The sequence below is a fragment of the Trichococcus sp. genome (assembly GCF_055118575.1).
In genome coordinates, this window is sequence record NZ_JBSQPW010000040.1 from 1 (window position 1) to 23,787 (window position 23,787).

At 46.6% G+C, this 23,787-nt stretch carries 20 protein-coding genes; 8 read left to right on the plus strand and 12 right to left on the minus strand.

The annotated features are described in order from the left end of the window. Positions 1–211 precede the first annotated feature (211 nt). Both ACTCCX_RS10815 and ACTCCX_RS10820 read left to right on the plus strand, forming a co-directional pair. Complete coding sequence (locus ACTCCX_RS10815; protein ID WP_463275999.1) at positions 212–1,564, plus strand: MurT ligase domain-containing protein; 1,353 nt, start codon at positions 212–214, stop codon at positions 1,562–1,564. Beyond that, positions 1,565–2,221 (plus strand): type 1 glutamine amidotransferase, encoded by a 657-nt coding sequence (locus ACTCCX_RS10820; RefSeq protein ID WP_463276000.1) that lies wholly within the window; start codon positions 1,565–1,567, stop codon positions 2,219–2,221. Between the two features lie 188 nt (positions 2,222–2,409). On the opposite strand, the gene ACTCCX_RS10825 is transcribed toward ACTCCX_RS10820, so the two are convergent. From ACTCCX_RS10825 to ACTCCX_RS10850, 6 genes are all read right to left on the minus strand, one after another. Next, positions 2,410–3,303 (minus strand): DUF1648 domain-containing protein, encoded by an 894-nt coding sequence (locus ACTCCX_RS10825; protein WP_463276001.1) that lies wholly within the window; start codon positions 3,301–3,303, stop codon positions 2,410–2,412. A 230-nt stretch (positions 3,304–3,533) separates the two neighbouring features. Beyond that, complete coding sequence (locus ACTCCX_RS10830) at positions 3,534–3,935, minus strand: GntR family transcriptional regulator (RefSeq protein ID WP_463276002.1); 402 nt, start codon at positions 3,933–3,935, stop codon at positions 3,534–3,536. Between the two features lie 341 nt (positions 3,936–4,276). Then, the gene (locus ACTCCX_RS10835) at positions 4,277–4,843 is read right to left on the minus strand and encodes an RDD family protein (RefSeq protein WP_463276003.1); all 567 of its coding nucleotides are present in this window, start codon (positions 4,841–4,843) and stop codon (positions 4,277–4,279) included. Next, on the minus strand, positions 4,843–5,883 hold the full coding sequence (sppA, locus tag ACTCCX_RS10840; RefSeq protein WP_463276004.1) for a signal peptide peptidase SppA: 1,041 nt from the start codon (positions 5,881–5,883) through the stop codon (positions 4,843–4,845). Before sppA ends, ACTCCX_RS10835 begins: the two co-directional genes overlap by 1 nt. Before the next feature lie 25 nt (positions 5,884–5,908). Next, complete coding sequence (locus tag ACTCCX_RS10845) at positions 5,909–7,117, minus strand: AI-2E family transporter (protein ID WP_463276005.1); 1,209 nt, start codon at positions 7,115–7,117, stop codon at positions 5,909–5,911. Between the two features lie 11 nt (positions 7,118–7,128). Beyond that, the gene (locus tag ACTCCX_RS10850; protein ID WP_463276006.1) at positions 7,129–7,488 is read right to left on the minus strand and encodes a PTS glucitol/sorbitol transporter subunit IIA; all 360 of its coding nucleotides are present in this window, start codon (positions 7,486–7,488) and stop codon (positions 7,129–7,131) included. A 174-nt stretch (positions 7,489–7,662) separates the two neighbouring features. Here ACTCCX_RS10850 and ACTCCX_RS10855 point away from each other — a divergent pair, with 174 nt between their 5' ends. The 3 genes from ACTCCX_RS10855 to ACTCCX_RS10865 all read left to right on the plus strand — a co-directional run bounded on the left by ACTCCX_RS10855 (position 7,663) and on the right by ACTCCX_RS10865 (position 10,359). Continuing rightward, positions 7,663–8,694 (plus strand): lactonase family protein, encoded by a 1,032-nt coding sequence (locus ACTCCX_RS10855; protein WP_463276007.1) that lies wholly within the window; start codon positions 7,663–7,665, stop codon positions 8,692–8,694. A gap of 140 nt (positions 8,695–8,834) precedes the next feature. Next, positions 8,835–9,737, plus strand: a complete 903-nt coding sequence (locus ACTCCX_RS10860; RefSeq protein ID WP_463276008.1) for a VOC family protein — start codon at positions 8,835–8,837, stop codon at positions 9,735–9,737. A 4-nt stretch (positions 9,738–9,741) separates the two neighbouring features. Continuing rightward, the gene (locus ACTCCX_RS10865; RefSeq protein WP_463276009.1) at positions 9,742–10,359 is read left to right on the plus strand and encodes a flavin reductase family protein; all 618 of its coding nucleotides are present in this window, start codon (positions 9,742–9,744) and stop codon (positions 10,357–10,359) included. A gap of 446 nt (positions 10,360–10,805) precedes the next feature. Here ACTCCX_RS10865 and ACTCCX_RS10870 read toward each other — a convergent pair whose 3' ends face one another. Beyond that, positions 10,806–11,315 carry a PTS sugar transporter subunit IIA gene (locus ACTCCX_RS10870; protein WP_463276010.1) on the minus strand — a complete coding sequence of 170 codons (510 nt, stop codon included), beginning with the start codon at positions 11,313–11,315 and terminating at the stop codon, positions 10,806–10,808. Between the two features lie 221 nt (positions 11,316–11,536). Here ACTCCX_RS10870 and ACTCCX_RS10875 point away from each other — a divergent pair, with 221 nt between their 5' ends. Both ACTCCX_RS10875 and ACTCCX_RS10880 read left to right on the plus strand, forming a co-directional pair. After that, positions 11,537–12,358 carry an undecaprenyl-diphosphate phosphatase gene (locus tag ACTCCX_RS10875; protein ID WP_463276011.1) on the plus strand — a complete coding sequence of 274 codons (822 nt, stop codon included), beginning with the start codon at positions 11,537–11,539 and terminating at the stop codon, positions 12,356–12,358. 589 nt (positions 12,359–12,947) lie between these two features. Continuing rightward, entirely contained in the window at positions 12,948–14,891 is a 1,944-nt protein-coding gene (locus ACTCCX_RS10880) for a heavy metal translocating P-type ATPase (RefSeq protein WP_463276012.1), read from the plus strand. Between the two features lie 318 nt (positions 14,892–15,209). Here the strand turns inward: ACTCCX_RS10880 and ACTCCX_RS10885 are convergent, their stop codons facing one another. After that, entirely contained in the window at positions 15,210–16,571 is a 1,362-nt protein-coding gene (locus tag ACTCCX_RS10885; RefSeq protein ID WP_463276013.1) for an aspartate kinase, read from the minus strand. A gap of 212 nt (positions 16,572–16,783) precedes the next feature. Here ACTCCX_RS10885 and ACTCCX_RS10890 point away from each other — a divergent pair, with 212 nt between their 5' ends. After that, the gene (locus ACTCCX_RS10890; RefSeq protein ID WP_463276014.1) at positions 16,784–17,146 is read left to right on the plus strand and encodes a DUF4828 domain-containing protein; all 363 of its coding nucleotides are present in this window, start codon (positions 16,784–16,786) and stop codon (positions 17,144–17,146) included. Positions 17,147–17,472: 326 nt separating this feature from the next. Here ACTCCX_RS10890 and ACTCCX_RS10895 read toward each other — a convergent pair whose 3' ends face one another. The 4 genes from ACTCCX_RS10895 to ACTCCX_RS10910 are packed head-to-tail and all read right to left on the minus strand — an operon-like array spanning position 17,473 to position 23,625. Next, a complete protein-coding gene (locus tag ACTCCX_RS10895) occupies positions 17,473–19,869 on the minus strand; it encodes a glycogen/starch/alpha-glucan phosphorylase (protein ID WP_463276015.1) in 2,397 nt (798 codons plus the stop codon). Positions 19,870–19,887: 18 nt separating this feature from the next. Further along, entirely contained in the window at positions 19,888–21,327 is a 1,440-nt protein-coding gene (gene glgA, locus ACTCCX_RS10900; RefSeq protein WP_463276016.1) for a glycogen synthase GlgA, read from the minus strand. 17 nt (positions 21,328–21,344) lie between these two features. After that, the gene (glgD, locus tag ACTCCX_RS10905; RefSeq protein ID WP_463276017.1) at positions 21,345–22,490 is read right to left on the minus strand and encodes a glucose-1-phosphate adenylyltransferase subunit GlgD; all 1,146 of its coding nucleotides are present in this window, start codon (positions 22,488–22,490) and stop codon (positions 21,345–21,347) included. Next, complete coding sequence (locus tag ACTCCX_RS10910; protein ID WP_463276018.1) at positions 22,477–23,625, minus strand: glucose-1-phosphate adenylyltransferase; 1,149 nt, start codon at positions 23,623–23,625, stop codon at positions 22,477–22,479. The genes glgD and ACTCCX_RS10910 overlap by 14 nt, the downstream gene beginning before the upstream one ends. Positions 23,626–23,787 lie beyond the last annotated feature (162 nt).

Genomic DNA, 23,787 nt, shown 5'->3' on the forward strand with positions numbered 1-23,787 from the left:
GACGCGCGCCGAAGCTGCAGGGACAATATTAAAACATTTCTAAATAGGCAGTACACGTAAGGTTTCTGAACTTTGCATAGAAAAGATTGACACATACATGAGGAATCTAAAAATATTCAATCCCGGCAAATTCTGCTATACTAACGCTATCGAAAAAAGCCTTGTTATATGCTATGATGGCAAGAGATACATAAGTAAGGAGCGAATTTATTTGACTATCCGCGGTTCACTAGCAATCAATATCGGCAAAATCGCCCAGTGGGTTCTTCAGACATTCACCAAAGGCGGAACCAGTCTGCCCGGCAAACTGGCCGTCAAGTTGGATCCCGACGTCCTACAGCACCTTTCCGAAAATTTTGATGTGGTCATCATCACCGGCACGAACGGCAAGACGCTGACGACATCGTTGACTTATCATGTCCTGCAACAAAAATACCCGCATATTCTGACGAATCCGACCGGAGCCAACATGGAACAAGGCATCATCTCCACGTTCCTGGAAGGCTATTCGCGCAAAATCAAAAAGGAAAGAGCCTTTGCTGTTCTTGAGGTCGATGAAGCCAGCCTTGTCAAAGTGACGAAATTCATCAAGCCGAAAGTCATCGTGAACACGAATGTATTCCGCGATCAGATGGACCGTTTCGGAGAGATCTATACGATTTATCAGAAAATGATTGATGGCGCTGCTTTGGCTCCTGATGCCGTCATCCTGGCGAACGGAGACAGCCCGATCTTCAATTCCAAAGAGTTGGTGAACAAGCAGATCTATTTCGGTTTCAACCATGAGCCGGATGGCGATACTTTGGCGCATTACAACACGGACGGCGTGCTCTGTCCGAAATGCCAACACATTTTGCGCTACAAATTCAATACCTACAGCAACCTTGGGAAATATTACTGCCCACATTGCGATTTCAAACGTCCGGAATTGGCTTACGCTGTAACCAAAGTGAACAAACTGACGCACAAGAGTTCTTCCTTTGAGATAGATGGCCATCCATTCCATACAAATGTCGCCGGTCTGTACAATGTCTACAACGCCTTGGCTGCCTATTCGGTCGGCAAATATTTCGGATTGACTCCGGAAGAAATCCAAGCCGGTTTCTCGGCAGCCCAGCAAAAATTCGGCCGACAAGAAACGATCACCGTCGACGACAAGGAAATCATCCTGAACCTGATCAAAAATCCGGTCGGCCTGAATCAGGTCATCGATCTTCTGCATTATGAAGAGGAGCCTTTCAGCGTCGTCTCAATCCTGAATGACCGCCCGGCAGACGGAACCGATGTCAGCTGGATCTGGGACGGGAATTATGAGAAGTTTTTGGAGTTTGATATCCCCAAAGTGACCGTCAGCGGCATCCGTCAAAAAGAGTTGACTTTACGGATGAAGGTTGCCGGCATTCCGGAAGAAAAGCTTGAAGTTTTGCCGGAAATCACGGATGTCATCAAAGCCTTCAAACAGGCTCCGACGAAAAAAATCTACGTGATGGCAACTTACACCGCTGTGCTGCAACTCCGTAAAGAGCTGGCGAACCAAGGCTATATAGCGGAAAGGATGAAATAAATGCGACTACGTATTTGCCACTTGTACGGCAACCTGCTGAACACATACGGCGACAATGGGAATCTATTGATGCTCCAGTACTGTGCCCGTGAAAAAGGCGTCGATTTCGAGACGGAAATCATCAGTTTGGACCAACCGTTCGATCCCGATAAATATGACCTCGTCTTTTTCGGAGGAGGCCAGGATTACGAACAGTTCATCGTTTCTAAAGACATCCAGAACAAGGCAGAAGGAATCAAAGAATATATCGAAAACGATGGCGTTTTGTTGGCCATCTGTGGTGGCTACCAATTGTTGGGTCACTATTACATGGATGCATCCGGGAATAAAATCCCCGGCATCAGCGCCTTGGACCACTACACCCTGAGCCAGGACAATAATCGTTTCATCGGCGACATCACAATCCGCAGCGCGGAATTCAACGAAACCTATGAAGGCTTCGAAAACCATAACGGACGGACCTTCCTCGGCGAAAACATGCGTCCGCTCGGAAAAGTCGAAAAAGGGATGGGCAACAATGGTGAAGATAAGACTGAAGGCGCGCGCTACAAAAATGTCTTCTGTTCCTATTTCCACGGTCCTCTATTGGTCCGCAACATCCACTTGGCAAACCGCATCGTCGATATGGCCATTGCCCAGCACAACAAAAAAAATTAGAAGTAAAAAGAAGGAAGAGGAGCTGCCGCGTGACGGGACAGCTCCTCTTCCTTCTTTTTGGCTGTAGCGGACTGCTTGTCGGATTCTTTCGCTTTATCCGACAACTGCTTGCATCCCGATGAGTGCGACTTCACAAAAAAGGTTGCACCAGCATGATGAAACCCGCTGTTTCCTTTTTAAAAAGGTCCCTATTCCATCGCATACGAAAGGATGATAGTCAGCACCACAAACACCAACAGACCTACGATGAACGCCCAGGATTGCCATCTCGCCATGTTCAGCGTGCTTCCGATGCCAAAACGTTTTTCGACAAATATGGATGGATCTTCTGGGTTGTAATACCAAACACCCCACTTCCAAAAGCGCTCTTCATCCGCTTCCGTCACTTCATCCGGCAATTCCCCCGCTTCATTCAGGAACAACTTTTCGCCGCCTTGGCCGTATTTCCAGGTCAGATAAACGCTGTATCCGACTATGATGACCACAAACGGAATCGTCATGCCGAGGATCCATTGGGCACCCTTGTCTGCAAAGAACAAGGAAAAGAAATGTATACCACTCAACAGGAGTTGCGTCAGCACTGTCACGACCAGGAAGTAAAAGGACCAAGCTTGGCGGAACAATTTGCTCTGTTTACTAGACAGGTCGGACAGATACGGCGAAATCTTCTGCTTCGATTTGATGAAGGAATAGTGGCTGAAAAACATCATCGGAATCATCAACAATTGGATCGCCGGTAACATGAATACATTCACGTATGACTTATCGACGATCCGATCCGGCTCGTTCGAACTGTTCCAGTGAACCGGAAACTGTTCAGGTATCTGATCATAGAAATACAGTGTGACTGCTACCGTCACCAACAGGATGAACAGCTGCGCCGAAACGAAGACCGAATGGGAGACCACCTTCAGGTCCTTTTGATAGGCGGTATCGATGACTATTTTTGCCTTTTTTCCCTCTATTCTGATGCCATTCGCTTCTTTCCAACTGCGGAGCTGTTTCCGTTTCTGCAAGTACAGCAAGAAGGAAAGGAAGATGAAGACGAACATCGCAATCGTCACATAGATGCTGGTGACCATCTCCACTTGCTCTCCTTCATCCCACAGAAGAAAGAAAAAGATTGGCGCAGCTAGGCAGTATGCTACCGATAACATTTTGATAAAGGAATGCTTTTTTCAGCTTCAAAACATAAGGATCCTTCTGATGGGATGTCGGAACCGAAATCCCAAACGGCGTACCCAAGCGGCTATAATAAGGTGTAATCCCATTTACGACCCCGATAACCAAAAACAGAATCATCATAAACCAACTAAAGATCAGCATGCGCTTTCTCCTCTCCTTCCAACTCTTTCTCGATTTCATTCAGCCATCCGCGGAATGTTTCGTCTGTGACCTCAAAAATTTGTTTGTCGATCAGAATTTCCTTGAGCTTATCCTGGATCGCCGCTTTCGTGTGATCATTGGAAGCCATCATTGCGCGTTCGCTGACGAAATAGCCTTTCTGATTTTTCACTAGGACGCCTTCGTCCGCCAACAGATTATAGGCTTTATTCACCGTGTGCATATTGATGCCCAATTCGCCGGCCAGACTACGGACGCTCGGCAATCCATCGCCGAAAGACCATTCCCGTTTGAGGATGCCTATTTTGATTTGGTACATCAATTGCGTGTAAATCGGCGTATCGCTGTTCGGAAGAATTTCGATGAACATTTTTACCCCTCCTGTTCGTTATATAACAAGTATAACATTAGTTGTGGGATTTGCAAGCGTGAAACCAGGAGGCAGTTATAAGGTCGTTCATCCTCCGGTTAAGAAAGTTTTCGTCGGAAGACTGACCAACATTTGTGTCTGTCCTCCGATGAGCTGGGCCTAACAGAAGGACAGTTTGTATTTTGCCGCCCTGCTCCGGTGGATGACGGCTTCACAGGAGTTCCACGCCATTATTCACGCTCTCCACCGCTTCCGCACCCAAACCGACCAGATCTGCAGAACACAAAAAGGGGGTGCGACCGATAACCACCAGTCGTATCCCCTATTTACCCTATCATCCCTTAGTAACTTTCTTGTAAAGCCCTGATGCTGTTTTCCGTCACGACCGACGTATCGCAAAGCATATCGATTGGATGTTGTTTTTTGTTTTGGAAAGCAGCGACCAGGTAAATCACAGCCACAGTATTGCCGATATAGCGGCCGACGCCTTCGCGGATCAGGATGGTCGGCCAACTGAGTTTCTCTTCTTTGAAGCAGACGACACGGATTCCGAAAATCATTTTACCAAGTGTTTGCCCATTCGTGTATTTCGTCATCAGTACGAAATACCCTGCCAAGACCAGCAATTGGAAAAAACCGTACAGCGTGAAAGGAGAACCTCCATCCATACCGATTCCTCCCAAGGCGAAGAATGGCTTGATTAGGATCGCGATCAAGGTCTGTACAATCAACAGATCGACAAGATAGGCAAACAGTCGGATCCAAAAACCGGCGAAGACGTAATCCGGATAGCGGTGAAACGGGCGTTCCTGCTGATCGGACAACCGCTCGGCTTCGATCCAATCTGCTTTCTTTTTCCGGATTTCTTCCAAGCGCTCTTCATGCGAAGTGATTTGCTCTTCCATCATCACTCACCTCCGTAGAGATAAAGCAATCTCGGAGCAGCTGTTGTCCCGAAAGTGTCACGGAGCAGCTGCAGTTCAGAAAGCGTCTGGTTTTCCTGGCTCGTCAGTTTGGCCGCCGCCTGGGCGAACAACCAAGAAAAATCGGAAAACAATCCAGGTGTCGAAGTATAATCAAACACTTCGGCATCCTCCAGTTCGTAGGCAGCTTTCATCGCTATCAGCGCATCGTCCGTGTAGGCAATCTCATCCACCAATCCGAGCGACTGCGCTTGCGTACCGGAATAGATCATGCCGTTTGCGACTGCACGGACCTCTTCTTCCGGCATATCCCTTCCTGCCGATACGACAGTGACGAAACGCTGATAAGCCTCATCGACATAAGCCTGAAGCAATGCACGCTCCTCCTCCGTCATATCCCGATCCGGCGATCCGATGTCCTTAAGGCTGCCGGATTTGATCGTGTTGTATTCGATCCCCAACTTTTCAAGCAAGCCGGAGTACTCGATTGCCTGCATGATGACACCGATCGAACCAGTAGTCGTTTCGGCGGTAGCATAGATTTTGTCCGCACCGGCAGAAATGTAGTAGCCTCCGCTTGCGGCCGTACCTTGCATCGAGGCATAGACCGGAATTTCCTTCTCGGCAGCTATGCGGTACAACTTATCGTGCGCCTCCGCGCTCTCATACACACCGCCGCCCGGACTGTCCACAATCAGGAAAATCCCCTTGACGGTGTCATCCTCTTCGATGGCTTTCAATTGCTCCAAAAAAAGATCGTGATCATAGCTTGATCCGTCCGTCAGCATGCTGCCCGCCCCTGATTGGATGGTGCCCTCGATATGCAGCACCGCGATCCGATTGCCGGCATCACCGCTTTCCAGAACGTTTTCCTGCAGGCTCGTCCCCGGAATCAGGTTGCCGGTAAGTTGACTGAGCGAATCCTCCGTTTGGTCGGCCAAACGGGATGAAAGGAATTGCGAACCCAAAGACGCCACGAAAAGCACAAGCGCGATTGCGACCGCTATCCACCTCTTTTTGTTCATTATTAATCACTCCTTCTTATCTCGGTTATTCTTGGGGATAATCCTCGACCGGGCCTTCTTCCGCTTCAGGTTCGTCCGGTTCATCCAGGTACAATCCGGAAATTTCCTTGTACCATTCGAAGATATGCATGAGCAGAACTTTGAAGACAGCATATCCGGGAATGCCCAGGATGAAGCCGGTCAGCCCGAACAGTTTTCCTGCCGTGAGCAAAACGAAGATGATCGTGACGGGATGGACCTCGAGATTGCTGCCAAGTACTTGCGGCGAAATGACCCGTCCCTCGATGAATTGCTCGATCGAGAAAACCAACAGCACTTTTGCCAACATCAGCGGTGAATCCACTATCGCCACAATCACCGCAGGCACCATCGCAATGAAGGAACCCATGTAAGGGATGATGTTCAGGAAGCCTGCGAGTATCCCCAGGACGATGCCGAATTTCATTCCGATAATGGCATAGCCGATGACGAACATCAAGCCGACAAAGAAGGCGACAGTAATCTGGCCTCGCACGTATTGACTGATCTGCGTGTTGATTTTCCTCAACAGTTCGCCGATCGACTCCCGCAGATTTGTTGGAAAGAATTGCAGAAAACTCTGCGGCAACTTTTCCCCTTCCGTGAGCAGGTAATACAGAATGATCGGCATCGTGATGATTCCCACAAACGCGTTCGTCAAAATTCCTACGACGCTGCCCAACCCGCTGACCGTATTTGACAATACTTCGTTCAGCTTCTCGGAAACAGTGTTGAAGATGTCCGCATTGATTTGATTTATCTGTTCCTGCAAGGAAGTGAACCAATCATAATTGATGAATTCAATTGTCATGCTTTCGATTGCCTGCCAATAAGCAGGAAATTCACGGACAATCCCTATCGTCTGATCGCGGATGATCGGAATCAGGATTGCAACGCCCCAAATAATCAGCAACAGCACAAACACAAATGCAATCCAAATCCCAACAAAGCGTTTGATGCCTCTTTTCTCCATCAGCGTTACCATGGGATTCAACATGTAGTAAAAAATACCAGCCATTATCAGCGGAAAGCCGATGACACTGAAGAAACTGCCGATTGGCCCCAAAAGATAGGATATTTTTGAAAATACCAAGATGATCAGCAGAATCAGCAAGGTAATCAGCAGAACAGTCACGAATTTATTGTTCAGAAACCACTTTTCGAACCACGACAAACGATTTCCGGATTTCGTTCCTCTACGCGGAGCTCTTTCCATTTGGGTCACCTTCAATCTTTCTTCTTATAGGTAATGGTAGTGCCATCCGTTATTGTCGGCAAAATGTAAGGCGTCAAGTAGATGCTTGTTTCCAGGCGTTCTTCTTCCCAGTTTTTGAAAATCATGGTCGTATGGCCGATTGACTGCAGATTCTTCAGCACATGGGAGCCAATGTAGGATATGCGGTATTCTTGATCATCGAACAAAATCCGATCGCCATCCGCCAGTTCGAACCATTCCTGTGGTTCCACAAAACGATGGATAACGGAAACCTCCTGCAAGGGTTCCGTTGCACTGTCATCAAACAGAATGATCATCGGTTCCTTGCTATCTATTGCTTTTTCTCCAATTTGAACTACTTTGCTTTGCATTTACATATCCCCTTTTCAAACACTTTTTACAATTTCTATTCTATCACAGTTTATTGGGCATACCATCGATTATGCCATTGAAACCAAGTTTATTTGCCTGAAAAGCTTTTTTCTCTGTCATTGTGTAGGGCATTTGTTATAATGGAATTATCATAATATTTAGGAGGTCATTGAATGGAACAAATTTTATATCTTGGCTCTTACACGAAAAGAGAAAGCATAGGGGTTCATCAAATCATTTTGGACACCGAAAAAAAAGAATTGCGTGATTATCGTTTGATTGCGGAAGTCGACAGCCCTACTTACCTGGATTTATCTTCCGACAAAGAAACGCTGTACACAATTTCCAAAACGGATGAGGGTGGCGGCATCACTTCTTTCAAAAAAAATGAAAACGGCATCTATGACAAGGTGGGCGAAATTTCTGCTGAAGGTTCTGCACCTTGCTATATTTATTATGACGAAGATAAGAAATTGATCTTTACTGCCAACTACCATGGCGGCTATCTGACAGTATACGAAGAGAACGCTGATGGTTCATTCACAATGACGGACCGCGCACAACATGAGGGTTCGAGCATCCATGAAAATCAAACAATCCCGCATGTGCATTACAGCGCGCTATCTCCGGACAAGAAATTCTTGTTGGCTTGCGATTTGGGTACCGACGAAGTTTACACCTACACGGTTTCTGATGAAGGCAAACTGGCGGAAGTTGCCCGTTATAAAGCGACTCCAGGGACAGGCCCTCGTCATTTGGTTTTCCATCCAAACGGTAAAGTGGCTTACATGTTCGGTGAGTTGAGCAGCGATGTTGAGGTGTTGGCTTATGATGCAACAACAGGCACTTTCTCGTTACTGCAAGTCATCACGACCATCCCTGAAGAGCATACCGGTTTCAACGGTGGCGCGGCCATCCGCATTTCCGCTGACGGAAAATTCGTTTATGCTTCCAACCGTGGTCATGACTCATTGGTCGTCTATGCCGTATCCGAAGACGGCGAAACATTGTCTTTGGTGGAGTATGTCCCTACCGAAGGCAACATCCCACGCGACTTCAACCTGGATCCAAGCGGCCAATTCGTGATTGTAGCTCATCAGGATTCCGATAACCTGACTTTGTTCGAGCGCGATGCAGAAACAGGTAAATTGACGTTGCTGCAAAAGGACGTCTACGCGCCTGAGTGCGTTTGCGTGTTCTACTAGACTTCATACATTTCCCTCCACGTTCGGATGAACTTGGGGGGTTTTTGGTTATTGGCACAGCTGAGCAAAATAGTTACCTCGCTGAGGCACTCTCCTGTATACTCGTTGTATGTATCTTTTGAACGGAGGTTGGAGCTTATATGATTACCGGTTTTCACCATCTCACCGCCATCACCAAAGATGCGGAGAAGAACAAAACCTTTTACACCGATACCCTAGGTTTGCGTCTCGTCAAACAGACGGTCAATCAGGAAAACTTGACCGATCCTCACCTTTTTTACGGGGACTATCACGGAACCCCAGGAACAATATTGACCTTTTTCGAGTTGCCGAGAGTCGGCCAACGCCATGAAGAAAACAGTTTCATCCATGAGGTCATTCTGAAGATCCCTCGAGGCAGCCTTCCGTTCTGGAACAAGCGGCTTACCGAGCGGGCCATTCCATTCGTTGAAAACGATGAAGCAGGCTCCACTTTCCTTGATCCTGACGGCATGAAAATCAGCTTGATTGAGGTGTCCGAAGTTATTTCTCCCGATCAGGCAACACGCCACAGCGAGGTGCCTGCAGAACACCAGATCATCGGAATCCAGGGCATCCATTACACGGTGTCCAACTTGAAAAAAACGGAGGACTTTTTCCGCGATGTGTTAGGCATGAAATTGCAGGACCACGTTGCCCACCCCTTGTCTTCCCGGGATGAAGAAAGTCGGCTGATCCAATCCGTCAGCCTGAAGCCTTCCCGTCTCGGCAAAGGTGCCATCGACCACATCGCATACAGCGTTCCGGAGCGTAAAGATCTGGATAGTATCCTGGACAAGGCAAAGGAAAAAGAAATCACCGTTGAAAAAATCATCGACCGCGGTTACTTTCAAAGCCTATATCTGCGTGAACCGAGCGGATTGCGCATCGAAATAGCAACCGAGCAACCTGGCTTTACACTTGACGAAACCCTGGAAAATCTTGGAGAAGCGTTTGCCCTTCCTGATTTTCTGGAACCAAAACGCAATGCAATCGAATCCAATATCCTGAAAAGAAAGAAGTGAGCCCATGCAACATTTCAACACCGAAGAACTTACCACAAAACAGATGTACAAATTTTTGACCGGGAGCGTCGTCCCCCGCCCGATTGCCTGGATCACCACCCAGAATCCGGAGTCAAAGGTCGTCAATGCCGCTCCATTCAGTTTCTTCAGCGTCGCCTCGAATGTACTGCCGCTGATCAGTGTGGCCATTCTGAGGAACGACGGAAAAATCAAGGATTCCGCCAAAAATCTTTTGGCTTCCAAACAAGCTGTCGTCCATATCGTCAGCGAAGAATTGGTTGAGGAGATGAACAGAACGGCCGCCCAGCTGCCGGACACAGAGAGCGAAATTGATCTGACGGAATTGACGTTGACTTCCAGCCACACCATCACTGTTCCTGCCATCAAAGAAGCGAAAATCCGCATGGAAACCACAGTACATCAATATGTGCCATTGGCGAATGCTGAAGGCCAGGTACTGACGGATCTGTTCATTCTCCGCGTCAGAGATTTCCTTTTTGATGAATCGGTGTTCGATCAGGATAAACAATACATTTTGGCCGACAAGTTGGAGCCGGTGGCAAGGTTGGCAGGCAACGATTATTCCAAGCTCGGGGAGATTTTTTCATTGGAACGGCCTTAACGGCTTGGCAGTTGGAAAAAAGTCGCTATCTCGGTTGTTTGGATAACATCCGTTGCTGTTCAACCGACAGCACGCGGTGGCATCGGCTATTCATTTTTCTCCGATCTCCATTCAGCAAACCTGCCGGGATTTCCTCAACTGTTCGTACTTCTTCAATCATCGTTCAGCAGACTGATTGCTGTATTTTCGTGCGTCATGAAGGTACAACAGGCTGAGAGGCAGTGCCTTGCCCGCAAATCAAAAAAGCTTCAGCCGGATGTTTACCGGATGAAGCTTTTTTTACATAACTAGGAAGGTATAACTTTTTTCGAATTTAAAAGTGCTTCACCATAAGCGTTTCACAGATTCGCAACATGTTTCATGTCATCAAATGTGATGGCCAGCTTCACGGGTAGGCGCTTCGGAAAAGGAAAAAGGAATCCGTTCCGCTTTTCTTACATTTTCTGTTATTCCTTCGGCAGAACGCTTCCGATTTCTGCTTTGACGGCAGTCTCTCCGGTCACATCCAGGATGAAGTTTTTGACTTTGTCCATGTTTGTGATCACGACGACCATCGCGGAATCTTTTCCGGCTTCCTGCAATTGCGCCAGGTCAACTTTTGCAATCAAGGTATCAGCAGTAAGGGCTTGCCCTTCTTTCACGAAGATTTCAAATGGTTTCCCGTTCAGTTCAACCGTATCCAATCCCATGTGCAGCAAAAGTTCCAAACCGCTGTCCAACAGGATGCCTACCGCATGCTTTGTAGGGAATACGCTCAAGACTTTTCCTTTTGCTGGTGAATAGATGTTTCCGTCAGCAGGAATGACCGCGAATCCGTCTCCCATCATTTTTTGGGAAAACACTGGGTCTGCAACATCCGAAACAGGTACTACTACACCATTGGCAGGTGAATATAAGATTTCATTCTCAACAGGTATTTTCCCCTTTTTATCATCCTTCTTAAAAAAGCCAAACATGCTATCGCCTCTTCCTTTTTTTAAATGAGCTTCATGTTAAAATTAGTATACATTTATTTTACCATAAACAGTTCAGTATTGTGAATTTATTTTGCATCGCTTACATTCGAAAGCGTTCATTCATTTCCTTAAGAATCCTTGAAAAGGATTGGATAATCTTTTTCATTTCGCTATACTAGATGGTGAAGTATCAAAAAAATGCACAACAGAAAGGATATTATATGGAATTTATGGAAATACTGAAAGCAATCATCCTCGGCATCGTGGAGGGCATAACCGAATGGCTGCCCATCAGCAGCACGGGCCACATGATCCTGGTTGAAGAGTTCATCCAATTGGATCTTTCGCAAGCATTCAAGGAGATGTTCTTCTACGTGATTCAGCTGGGTGCAATCCTTGCGGTAGTCGTCATCTATTTTCACAAACTGAATCCCTTCTCCCCAAGCAAAACGAAGGAAGAAAAAACACAGACTTGGGATATCTGGAAAAAAGTTGTCATCGGTTGCATCCCGGCTGGCGTCATCGGACTGCCCCTGAATGATTGGGCGGACGAGAACCTACTGAACGCAACAGTCGTGGCCCTGGCGCTGATCATTTACGGAATTTTGTTCATCGTCATCGAAAACAAGCATAAAGACCGCGAACCAAGCATCACTGAATTCAGCGAGTTGTCCTATATGAAGGCTTTCCAGATTGGGTTGTTCCAAGCACTCTCAATTATTCCGGGCACTTCGCGCTCAGGTTCTTCTATCCTTGGTAGCATAGTGTTGGGCACTTCGCGCTTCATCGCGACGGAGTTCTCTTTCTTCATGAGCATTCCGATCATGTTCGGGATCAGCTTTTTGAAGATCATCAAATTCGGTTTCGACTTTACCGGACTTGAATTCGCCGTCCTTTTATCAGGCATGGTCACGGCTTTTCTCGTTTCGATCGTCGCAATCAAGTTCCTGATCGGTTACCTGAAACGCAATGACTTCAAAGCGTTCGGTTGGTACCGGATTGTCCTTGGGGCCGTCGTCCTGATTTATTTCCTGTTTGTCTGATAATCAAGTTTTGCCATCCTCTTATTTGTCATTAACTTAAGTGTATTGACGAGTAAGCGGCGATGGGAAACAGGACGAGGAGATTGGCGATCAAAATTCAGAAGCGGTGCTCCGTGCGGCATGCCAAATTGTCGAATAGTTGCGGTGGATCCGACAACTTGATTCCCGATTAAGCCGAGATTATCGAATGTTGAGAAACATTCAACAATTTCACATCATTTCTGACCGAAATTATCGAATAACTGAGGACCATTCAACAATTTGGTCTCATAGTCAAAAAAAGCGGGAATGCATTTTTATGCATACTCGCTTTTTTCAGTTGACCAATTGCTTGATTCGATGACATCGCTCTTCTTGAGATAGTTTTTATTTTTTCTCCTGAGGATGCAGACCTGCTTATTGATAATGATTATAATCTGCCGATTATACGTCATGTTCGTATTTTATTGCTGTTCCCAATTTTCCGCCTTTTGAATTGTGTCGAATGTATGGACATTGAGAATGAGATTCATTTCCGTTTGATTATAATGATTATAATCTAGCTTTTTTTAGTGCTATCATGGATGCATAAGAGAAAGGAGTGTCATTCATGAAAGACTTATTCAAGAATAAAGCGATGATTGCAACTATGATCAGCGGCATTCTTATCATTCTTGGCATTGTGTTGCAATGGCAAAACTTTGATACAGCTGCAGCCATCATTTTCGTGTTATCGTTCATCATAGGCGGCTATAAACAAGCAAAAGAAGGATTCATCGATACAGTTGAAAATAAACACCTGAACGTCGACATATTGATGGTGCTTGCAGCAGTTGGCGCCTCTTTGATCGGCTACTGGATGGAAGGCGCATTGCTCATCTTTATCTTCTCGTTATCCGGTTCGTTGGAGGAGTACGCGACCGATAAAAGTACCCAAGCAATCACTGCATTGATGAATATTGTTCCTGAAATCGCAAAACGCATTAACCCGGACGGCTCAATCGAGGAAGTCGCAGTCAAAGAACTCAAAGTCGGCGATACTTTATTGGTCCCTAAAGGCGCCAGCATCCCGATTGATGGTACGATCGCATCGGGCCAAGGGCTGATCGATGAAGCAGCCATTTCAGGAGAGTCCGTCCCTGTCGAAAAGACTGTCGGCGATGATATCTTCGGCAGTACAATCAATCTGAGCGAAGCATTGACGATGACTGTCTCGAAGGAGTCCAAAGATACCCTCTTCGCCAAAATTATCCGCATGGTCGAAGAAGCACAAAAGACCCCTTCGAAGACGGCAAGCTTCATCAACCGCATCGAAAATACTTATGTCAAAATTGTTCTCGTTTTTGTTCCAGTCATGATTGCCGTCTTTTATTTCCTACTGGATTGGGGTTGGAATGAATCATTCTACCGCGGCATGGTACTGTTGACTGTCGCCTCCCCTTGCGCATTGGTGGCGTCGGCCACTCCGGCTGTCCTTTCCGCCATTTCCAATGCAGCCAAACGCGGTATCCTCTTCAAAGGTGGCATCGCGATCGAAAACTTTTCGGCGATGGATTGCATCGCATTCGATAAAACAGGCACACTGACGGAAGGAAAACCCGTAGTTACAGAAGCCAGCTATCTGGCAGGCACGGATGAAAAGCACATCATGTCAGTCGTCTATGCTTTGGAACATTCCTCGACCCACCCGATTGCCTCCGCTCTGGTCCAACATCTCGATACGAAGGAATATGTGAAGTCCCAGATGGATTCAATCCAGGACCTTACCGGCTTCGGATTGGCCGGTGAAGCATTCGGCAGCCACTGGAAAATCGGCAAAAAGACTTTTGTCGTAAATGATGAATTGGATGAGCCTCCGTTCGTACAGGAAGCCTTCGCGCTACAGAACGAAGGAAAGACCGTCATTTACGTTTCCCAGGATGACAAAGTCGTGGCCTATTACGCTTTATTGGATACGCCCAAGCCAGAAGCAAAAGACATGATCGCCTTTTTCAAAGCCAATGGTGTCCATACCATCATGATCACCGGCGACAATGAAGCGACTGGACAGACGATCGGCAAACAATTGGGAGTGGATGAAATCCGCGCAAATTGTCTTCCCGAAGATAAAACTACTATCCTGAAAGATCTTCAGAATAAGTATAAACTGGTCGGGATGGTCGGAGATGGCGTAAACGACGCACCCGCACTAGCGAACGCCGACATCGGCATCGCTATGGGCGAAGGAACGGACATCGCCATGGAAACGGCTGATGTCGTTCTGATGAAGAGCGAACTTGACAAGTTGGAATATTGTTATGGATTGTCGAAGAAGCTGAAAAAAATCACCATGCAGAACATCATCTTTTCGATCACCGTCATCCTTATCCTGATCCTGTCTAATCTGTTCCAAGTCATCAACCTTCCGCTCGGGGTCATTGGACACGAGGGCAGCACAATCCTGGTCATCCTGAACAGTCTGAGGCTTCTTGCGAAAATCCCTACCCACCATATACAGAGCACTTCAGCAACTGCCGGTAAGACTGCGGGCTCCGGACTCGCACACGAAAAATAAACACAAAAAGGGAAGCGTTCGGGTTTATGACTCCGAATACTTCCCTTTTTTCGCTTATATCGTGAACGGGAGCTCACCACCGGAATCAAGTTGCGCATCTCCGGTAAGGCACTCGCTTCCCGGAGAAGACCTGTGGCTGTTGACCTGACCCCCGGCAAAGATATCCTCGCCGATGGACAAAAATACGCTGAAGCATGAACTCCGGTAAAGCCTCTGTTTACCGGAGTTCCAGAGTAAACATCCCTATTGTAATCACGAAAAACAAGTAAAAAGCTGTGGCTGCTTCGAAACGAAACAGCCACAGCCCGATATTCTGGTTTAGTCTTTCTTAGCCGGGAAGAATGCGTCGTACAGCACTTTGACTGCTCGGGCTTCATCCTTTTCGTTGATGCCGAACATGATGCTGACTTCAGATGAACCTTGGTTGATCATTTCCAGGTTGATGTCCGCTTCAGCTAATGCGGTACATGCTTTCGCAACTGTACCAACGGAATTGACCATACCTTCGCCGACGATCATCAATAAACAGATGCCGCCTTTGACCTGAACATCGTCCGCTTCCAATTCATTCTTCAAACGGTACAACAACTCTTGTTCCTGCTGGATCGTAATCTGATTAGCGCGCAGGATGATCGACAAATCATCGATACCGGATGGCATGTGCTCAAAGTTCAAGTTGAAATCTTCGAAAATCTGCAACACTTTGCGGCCGAATCCGACTTCGCGGTTCATCAGGTATTTACCGATGTAAATGCTCATGAAGCCGGTCGAGCTCGCAATCCCGGAAACAATTTGTTTGTTTTCAGGTTTCGTTCTGGTGATGCTGGTTCCTGGAGCAGACGGATTATTGGTGTTTTTGACGACTACCGGAATTCCGGCGCTGAATGCCGGTTGCAGAGCTTCATCATGGAAAACCGAAAATCCGCTGTAGGACAGTTCACGCATTTCACGATAGGTCAATTGTTTAATTTTTTTAGGGTGCTTGACCATTTTAGGGTTTGCCACATAAATGGCATCAACGTCCGTGAAGTTTTCATACAGGCTCGCTTTGACACCATTGGCGACGATTGCACCGGAGATATCCGATCCCCCTCTTGAGAAGGTTAGTAATTGTCCATCTTTCGTGTACCCGAAGAAGCCCGGGAACACGATGATTTCTTTCGAATCCCGCAATGCATAAAGATTCTTGAAAGATTCCGGCAATACCCGTGCATTCCCTGGGTTGTCGGTTACCAAAAGGCCGGCATCCTTCGGGTTGACGTATTTGGCAGGGATTCCCTCTTTATTGAAAAATGCGGCTACAAGGACAGCGCTGTTGTCTTCACCGCTTGCTTTGTAGGCATCCAACGCATACAATTCGTTGTAGAATTTTGTCTGGATCAATTTCTCATAGTTTTTGGAAATGATGTCCATAACACTCGGATCGATTTCCAACTCATCGACGATATCTTGATATCTTTTCAAGATTGTCTTCAGCGTTTTTTGATGATCTTCTTTATTTTTCACCTCATCAGCCAACTTGATCAACAGGTCCGTAACTTTTTCGTCCGAGTCATTGCGCTTTCCGGGCGCCGAGACGACCACGATTCTTCTGTCTGCGTCATCTTTCACAATTTGCAATACCTTTTTCAATTGAGTCCCATTCGCAAGGGAACTCCCGCCAAATTTAATAACCTTCAAACCGAACACTTCCTCGCTTGATTTCTTTAATGATTTTTTAATTTTGTAATTGTATTTTCATTTATGCTTTAGAATATCATCATATCACGGCTATGGCAATTACCTTTTCAAACTTTACATCATTTGTAACATATTTGTATTGTTAATGCTATGGCCATTTGCAAAAAAAGGAATATACTATGAGTTAACTTATTGTAGGAGGTTTCAAATCAGTGAAAAAAAATAATTCTTGGAGGATCGTCGTCGGATTATCCGTAATCGCAAGCATCAGCTCTGCTTTGTTCAAGTCGAACCGAAATGCCGGTAAGAGCCTAGCAACATCGTACACCCCTTATATCGGCACATGGAAAAATGACGCTCAGTCCTTGAAGGTTGAAATTACTGATAATCTGGAGATTCTCCTGAACAACAAAAAATTAAAGGCGACGCTTGAAGAAGCCAAACCAAACGAATTGGTCTTCCGCGACCATTTCGGCTATTACCTGATTCTGAAGAAAGATACGTCCCCTACCCTGACCATCTATGATGAGGCGGAGGAACAAGAACTCTACTTCAAACGCGAAGCCGATAACTGAATAAGAAAAGCTGAGCGGTAGCAACGTGACCGTGCCGGTCAGTTGTATCACGTCTCTAAGTCATCATAGATGACAAGAACCATGACAAGTCGAACAGGATGTCTTGGCTCGTAGAGACAAGAGGTTCCTTTTTCCTTTTCTGAAGGGCTTACCCGTGAAGCTGGCCATCAAATTTAATGGCATGAAACATTTTGGAGACCCGTGTAACACCTACGGTGAAGCACTTTTCAATTCGAAAAATTTAATAGTTTCCTACTGTATGACCAAAAGCAAGGACTGCCCCTTTTTCTCGAGGCAGTCCTTGCTTTCTTTTAGTCAACATCCGGTCAGGTTTGTGGCTTGATCTTCCAGATTTCATCCGCATAACGCAGAATCGTGTAATCTGATGAAAATGGCCCTGAGCTTGCAATATTCATCAGTGCCATGCGATTCCATCTGTCTCTGTCGGAAAATGCCTTATCCGCCTCATATTGCGCTTGCAGGTAGCTGTCAAAATCCTTCAGCAGGAAATACTCGTCATTGTACATGACCAACGAATCGAAGATATCCCGGGCTTCAGTATCGACGCCTGGAATCGTTCCATCAATAAGCAGGTTCAGGATTCGTTTCAATCGCGGATTCTTTTCGTAGATATCCCTTGAATTGTATACGCCATTGCGGTAGTATTCCTGCACTTCATCGCTCTTCAGTCCGAAGATGAAGATGTTGTCGTCGCCCACATGATCACGTATTTCAACATTGGCTCCGTCCAATGTCGCCATCGTGATGGCACCGTTCGACATCAGCTTCATGTTGCTTGTGCCGGAAGCCTCCTTGCCTGCAAGAGAGATCTGTTCGCTGATATCGGCAGCTGGGATGATCAATTCTGCCAACGACACGCCGTAGTTCTCCACGAAAGCAATCTTGATTTTGTCGTTGAGGGTAGGGTCGTTATTGACCATATCCGCAATCGCGTTGATCAGCTTGATGATCTGTTTCGCGTAATAATAGCTAGGGGCAGCTTTAGCACCAAAGATGAAGACACGTTTCTGCAGATTGATTTTCGGATTATCCTTCAGTTGCAGATATCTGTCCAAAATATGCAGAACGTTGAGGAGCTGGCGTTTGTAGGCATGCAATCGTTTGATCTGCACATCGAACAAGGCAGTCGGATCGATTTCGAGATTCATTTCTTTCAGCGCATAGGCCGCAAAACGTTTTTTGTTCGCCAGTTTGACTTGCTCAAGCTTGTCCAGAACAACCTTGTTATCGCGATGCGCCTTCAGAATTTTGATTTCTTCCGGATCGCTCTTCCATTCCGTACCGATCGTCTCATCGAGTAAAGCGGTCAGATTTTCATTAGCGATCTGCACCCAACGCCTTTGCGTGATGCCGTTCGTTTTGTTGTTGAATTTTTGCGGATACATGACGTAGAAGTCGTGCAGCGTGTCAGCCATCAGGATATCCGTATGCAGTTTGGCTACACCGTTGACGCTATGGCTGCCGATGATGGCAAGGTTGGCCATCTTGATCTGGCCATTGGCGATGATGGCAGTGCGCTGGGATAATTCTTCCCCATATAAAGGCGTCTTTTTGTCGATATGGCGGCGGTTAATTTCTTGGATGATCTGGTAAATGCGCGGCAACAGATCCGCAATCATCGTTTCCGGCCAACGCTCCATCGCTTCCTGGAGAATCGTGTGGTTGGTATAGCTGACTGTTTTCTTCGTGATTTCCCACGCTTGATCCCACGTCAACCCTTCCTCGTCCAACAAAATCCGCATCAACTCAGGAATTGCCAAAGTCGGGTGGGTATCATTGATGTGGATTGCGATTTTATCCGGGAAAAGGCTCCAATCCAGATTCAACCGTTTAAAATAACGGACGATGCTCTGAACACCGGCGGATGAGAAGAAGTATTCCTGTTGGACACGCAGAAGCCGTCCTTCATAGTTTGAGTCATCCGGGTACAACACTTCGGTGATGCGTTTCACTTCTTCACGTTGTTCTTCCGTCGAAAAACGCGCTTCATCTCCATAAGGGATTTCCGCTGACCAGAGGCGCAGATTGTTGACTACGCCATTATTGTAGCCTACTTGAGCCGTATCGTAAGGAACCGCAAGGATATCCCGGGTATTTTCATGATGCACACGCAATTTGCCGTCCCCATCCTGCGTAAAGCTGACATCTCCGCCGAAACGGACGATGACGGCCTTGTTCTCCTTGCGGACTTCCCAAACATTCCGGTTGCGCAACCAATTCTCAGGCAATTCGATCTGATAGCCGTTGATGAATTTCTGTTTAAAAAGACCGTAACGGTAACGGATTCCGTTGCCGTTTCCGGCAAGGCCGGTCGATGCGATCGAATCCATGAAGCAGGATGCCAACCGACCAAGACCTCCGTTCCCCAAAGCCGGATCGACTTCGGCACGCGCCACCTCATCCAAGTCCAAGCCTAGCTCTTCCATGCCTTGTTTGACACAATCCAATATACCCATGTTCAGCAGATTACTTTTCAGCATCCTTCCCGGCAGAAATTCCATCGAGAAGTAATAGATTTGCTTTTCTTGTTTCTGGTTATATTCCGATGTAGTTTGGATCCAATCCTCGGAATAACGTCCACGGACCAAGTCCCCAAGCGCAATGAACTGCTCCGTTTTTGAACCCGATTCATAACCATATGCAAATAATTCTTCAAACTTTTTTTGGTATTCTTTTTTGAATTCTTGAACGTCAAATGCCATATATGCTTTCAACTCCTCTTATTCGTTTACTAATGACCGATAAACGTCCAGATAATCCTTAGCGGGTTCTTCCCAGCTGAAATCGCGGCTCATCGCTTCGCGAACCATTACTGCCCATGCTTTCGGTTGGTTCTCATATACATCCAGCGCGCGATAGATGGTACCCAACAGTGCATAACCGCTGAAGTCCATGAAGGTAAAGCCAGTTCCTTCACCTGTATAGGCATTGTAAGGAACAACCGTATCCTTCAGTCCACCTGTTTCATGCACAATCGGTAAAGTACCATAGCGCAAGGAAATCATTTGCGACAAGCCACAAGGTTCAAACGCGGAAGGCATCAGGAACAGATCCGCGCCTGCGTACATCTGTTGCGCCAAGGAAATATCAAAATCGATGACCGCCGCAAAGCGATCAGGGTATTTGGCGGCAAAGTAACGGAATGAATTTTCGTATTCCGCTTCGCCTGTTCCGAGTATCGCAACCTGTACATCACGTGAATTCAATAGTTCTTCGGTTTTTTCCTGAACAAGTTGATAGCCTTTCTGATCCGTCAAGCGTCCGACGCTTGTGATCAGTGGGATATCGGGATTCACTTCCAATCCCAAACGTTCCTGCAGGGCCGCTTTGTTTTTGGCTTTACCGGACAAATCGTCGGCAGAGAAATGGTATTCCAGTTTCGGATCGGTTTCCGGATCATTGACATCGTAATCGATACCATTGATGATTCCTTTGATCTTCCAACTGTTGTACTGGAGTGTTCCCTCGAGCCCTTCACCGAATTCCTGCGTTTGGATCTCATTGGCATAAGACGGGCTGACCGTCGTGACGACATCGGAAAAATTGATGCCGCCTTTCATGAAGTTGACGTTCTCATAATACTTAACGCCAGCTTCATGGTAGGTGTTCATGCCTGTCCCGAAGATGCTCGTCAAAATGGAAGGATCGTAGACGCCTTGGAAACGGATATTGTGGATCGTGATGACTTTGCGGATGCCTTGATAGGCTTCGATCCAGTGATATTTATCCACAAGCAGGACCGGAACCATAGCCGTATGCCAGTCATTCACATGAACAACATCCGGAATGAAGTCAATCTTTTCCATCATTTCGCAGATCGCCAAGGAGAAGAAACCGAATCTTTCGGCATCGTCCATTTGACCGTACAAGGAGGGACGATTGAAATAAGCCTGATTATCGATGAAATAGTACGTCACACCGTCCAGTTTCAAGGATTTTATGCCACAGTACATGCTTTTCCAGCCGACTTGTACGCGGAAATGCAATACTTCTTCAATGTCCGCTTTGTATTTTTCCGGCATGGTCGAGTAGTACGGAAGCACTACCCTGATATCCACGCCTTGTTTCACTAATTCCTTCGGCAATGCGTACGCGACATCGCCGAGACCGCCTGTTTTGAAAAAAGGAGCGGCCTCACTAGCGGCAAATAAAATTTTCATCGTGCGCATCCTTCTTTCTAGACAGTGATTGTTTTATTTTTTTCGATGACAACTAGATTATCTTTCGTGCCTTTCAAAGTGACGCCGGGTCCGATAGTCACATTCTTGTCCAGAATGCAATATTCGAGGACTGCGCCTTCACCGATCCGCGATCCTTGCATAACCATACTGTTGCGAACTTCGGCATCCTTAGCGATATTGACTTTACGGAAGATCAAGGAATCCACGACTGTCCCTTCAATGACGCACCCAGTAGCGAATTGGGAATTTCTCACATGAGCGCCTTTCGAATAATAAGTTGGCGCACCGTTCTTCACTTTTGTGATGACGCTTTGGCTGCCATGGAACAGCGCTGAAAACTTGTTTTTTTCCAGCATTTCCATATTCGCCTTGAAGTAGGCATCGATGGAATCGATGTTCGCCATGTACCCTGTATATTCATAAGTGTTGACTTGGTATTCCGGAAGATAGTGTTCGATCAGTTTATCCGAATCCAGTGTCAGGCCTTCAAGTTCAGCCCGCTGGATCAATTCCAGCATCTTATCCGCTCTCATGAAGTACATATTCATGTTCATTGCAAGGCGCTCAAGATCTTCAGGGGCATCTTTTGCATCAGTCAAGTGCAACAGATATTCGTCACGATCGATCTTCAATACTTTTTCATGCGGTCTGTTTTCCAGGAATGCTTTTGGAAGGCTCTTATAGACGACAGTGATGTCGCCCTCCTTCGCCAAATGATGCTGCATGACGGCTTTGATGTCGACGTTGGCCAAGATTTTACTGCCCATGATGACAACGTATTCGCCTCTGGAGCGCTCGATGAATTCCTTATGGTTCATATAAAAATCCGGTGCATCGCCATTTTTCTCCTGGATAGCTTTGAGCAATTGTTGGGAATAAGTGAATATCCCGCCGGCCAGGCCGGACTCAAGATCCCAAATGGATCCGCTGCGGATATGATCGTAGACCGAACGGCCGCTTCCGGCGATGAACATACCCACCGATTTGATTTCAGCATGGCTGATGCTTGAAAGATTGAAGTCAATCAGGCGATAACGGCTAGCGAATGGCAATGAGGCAATCGGGCGGACACTCGTCAAAGGGTTTAAGGCTGTCTCGTCCTCGGTCAAATTTAAAATGGCACAGATACTATTCATCTTCATCTTTCAGTCCTCCTATAACTTCAGCATAACCAACAACTTCGATTTCACCATTCTTGCCGATGACATTTGCATTGTCGGCGATTTTAGCATTTTCCCCAATGATGGCATGCTCGATTGTGACATTTTCACCGATCGTAACATTTGCCATAACGAGACTATCCCGGACAACTGATCCGTTACCGACGCGAACGTTCTGGGAGAGGATCGAATGGGTGATTTCGCCTGCAACGTAGCAACCATCAACGACCATGGAGTCCGTCACATCAGATGACTCTGTCAAAAATTGCGGAGGGGATACCGGATTTTTCGAATAGATGCGCCATTCTTCGTCACGGATATTTAGGGAATGTTCCGGATCGAGGAATTCCATATTCGCTTCCCAAAGGCTTTCGATCGTACCGACATCTTTCCAATAACCATCAAATGCATATGCAAAGCAATTTTCGCCGTTTTCAAGATAGGTCGGGATAACGTTTTTGCCGAAATCTTCCATTTCGCGCTGTTTCGCTTGATCTTCCACCAAATATTTACGCAGTACTTGCCAATTGAAGATGTAGATCCCCATTGAGGCCAGATTGCTTTTCGGTTCTTTCGGTTTCTCGTCGAATTCGATGATGCGGTTTGTCTGATCAGTGTTCATGATTCCGAAACGTGGCGCTTCTTCCATCGGAACAGGGATGACACCAACAGTCAAGCTGGCATTGTGCGCAATATGGAATTCCAACATATGGGAGTAGTCCATCTTGTAGATATGGTCCCCGGACAATACCAAGACGTATTCAGGGTTGTATCTGTCGATGTAAGCGATGTTCTGATAAATGGCATGCGCGGTCCCCTTGAACCACTTTTCGCCATCTGCACTTGAATAAGGCTGAAGGATAGTCACTCCACCATCTCTGCCAGTCAGTCCCCACGACTCACCATTTCCGATGTGTTCATTCAATTCCAAAGGCTGGTATTGTGTTACAACCCCAACTTTATTGATGCCTGAGTTAGCACAGTTGCTTAAAGCAAAATCGATTATGCGATATTTTCCGCCGAACGGAACGGCCGGTTTGGCAGTTTCGCGCGTCAATTTCCCTAGCCGAGTGCCTTGCCCTCCAGCTAATATCATTGCGACCATTTGATTTTTCATAGTATCAGGAAGATTGCCTCTTCCTTTCGCCTCCTTTTCATCATATCTCTGTGTGGATCTATTTAATGCCTGCTGAATAAATCCCTAATTTTTAGCTTATGGGATTACCAAGGGTTCCATTCTTGGTAATCTCATCCATCGGATGAGATTTAAAAAAATGCG

Excerpts from the sequence above, each read along its gene's own strand:
- ACTCCX_RS10820 (WP_463276000.1), top strand. The coding sequence starts at position 1,565 with ATGCGACTACGTATTTGCCACTTGTACGGCAACCTGCTGAACACATAC.
- ACTCCX_RS10825 (WP_463276001.1), bottom strand. The coding sequence starts at position 3,303 with ATGGTCACCAGCATCTATGTGACGATTGCGATGTTCGTCTTCATCTTC.
- ACTCCX_RS10830 (WP_463276002.1), bottom strand. The coding sequence starts at position 3,935 with ATGTTCATCGAAATTCTTCCGAACAGCGATACGCCGATTTACACGCAA.
- ACTCCX_RS10835 (WP_463276003.1), bottom strand. The coding sequence starts at position 4,843 with ATGATGGAAGAGCAAATCACTTCGCATGAAGAGCGCTTGGAAGAAATC.
- sppA (WP_463276004.1), bottom strand. The coding sequence starts at position 5,883 with ATGAACAAAAAGAGGTGGATAGCGGTCGCAATCGCGCTTGTGCTTTTC.
- ACTCCX_RS10845 (WP_463276005.1), bottom strand. The coding sequence starts at position 7,117 with ATGGAAAGAGCTCCGCGTAGAGGAACGAAATCCGGAAATCGTTTGTCG.
- ACTCCX_RS10850 (WP_463276006.1), bottom strand. The coding sequence starts at position 7,488 with ATGCAAAGCAAAGTAGTTCAAATTGGAGAAAAAGCAATAGATAGCAAG.
- ACTCCX_RS10855 (WP_463276007.1), top strand. The coding sequence starts at position 7,663 with ATGGAACAAATTTTATATCTTGGCTCTTACACGAAAAGAGAAAGCATA.
- ACTCCX_RS10860 (WP_463276008.1), top strand. The coding sequence starts at position 8,835 with ATGATTACCGGTTTTCACCATCTCACCGCCATCACCAAAGATGCGGAG.
- ACTCCX_RS10865 (WP_463276009.1), top strand. The coding sequence starts at position 9,742 with ATGCAACATTTCAACACCGAAGAACTTACCACAAAACAGATGTACAAA.
- ACTCCX_RS10870 (WP_463276010.1), bottom strand. The coding sequence starts at position 11,315 with ATGTTTGGCTTTTTTAAGAAGGATGATAAAAAGGGGAAAATACCTGTT.
- ACTCCX_RS10875 (WP_463276011.1), top strand. The coding sequence starts at position 11,537 with ATGGAATTTATGGAAATACTGAAAGCAATCATCCTCGGCATCGTGGAG.
- ACTCCX_RS10880 (WP_463276012.1), top strand. The coding sequence starts at position 12,948 with ATGAAAGACTTATTCAAGAATAAAGCGATGATTGCAACTATGATCAGC.
- ACTCCX_RS10895 (WP_463276015.1), bottom strand. The coding sequence starts at position 19,869 with ATGGCATTTGACGTTCAAGAATTCAAAAAAGAATACCAAAAAAAGTTT.
- glgA (WP_463276016.1), bottom strand. The coding sequence starts at position 21,327 with ATGAAAATTTTATTTGCCGCTAGTGAGGCCGCTCCTTTTTTCAAAACA.
- glgD (WP_463276017.1), bottom strand. The coding sequence starts at position 22,490 with ATGAAGATGAATAGTATCTGTGCCATTTTAAATTTGACCGAGGACGAG.
- ACTCCX_RS10910 (WP_463276018.1), bottom strand. The coding sequence starts at position 23,625 with ATGAAAAATCAAATGGTCGCAATGATATTAGCTGGAGGGCAAGGCACT.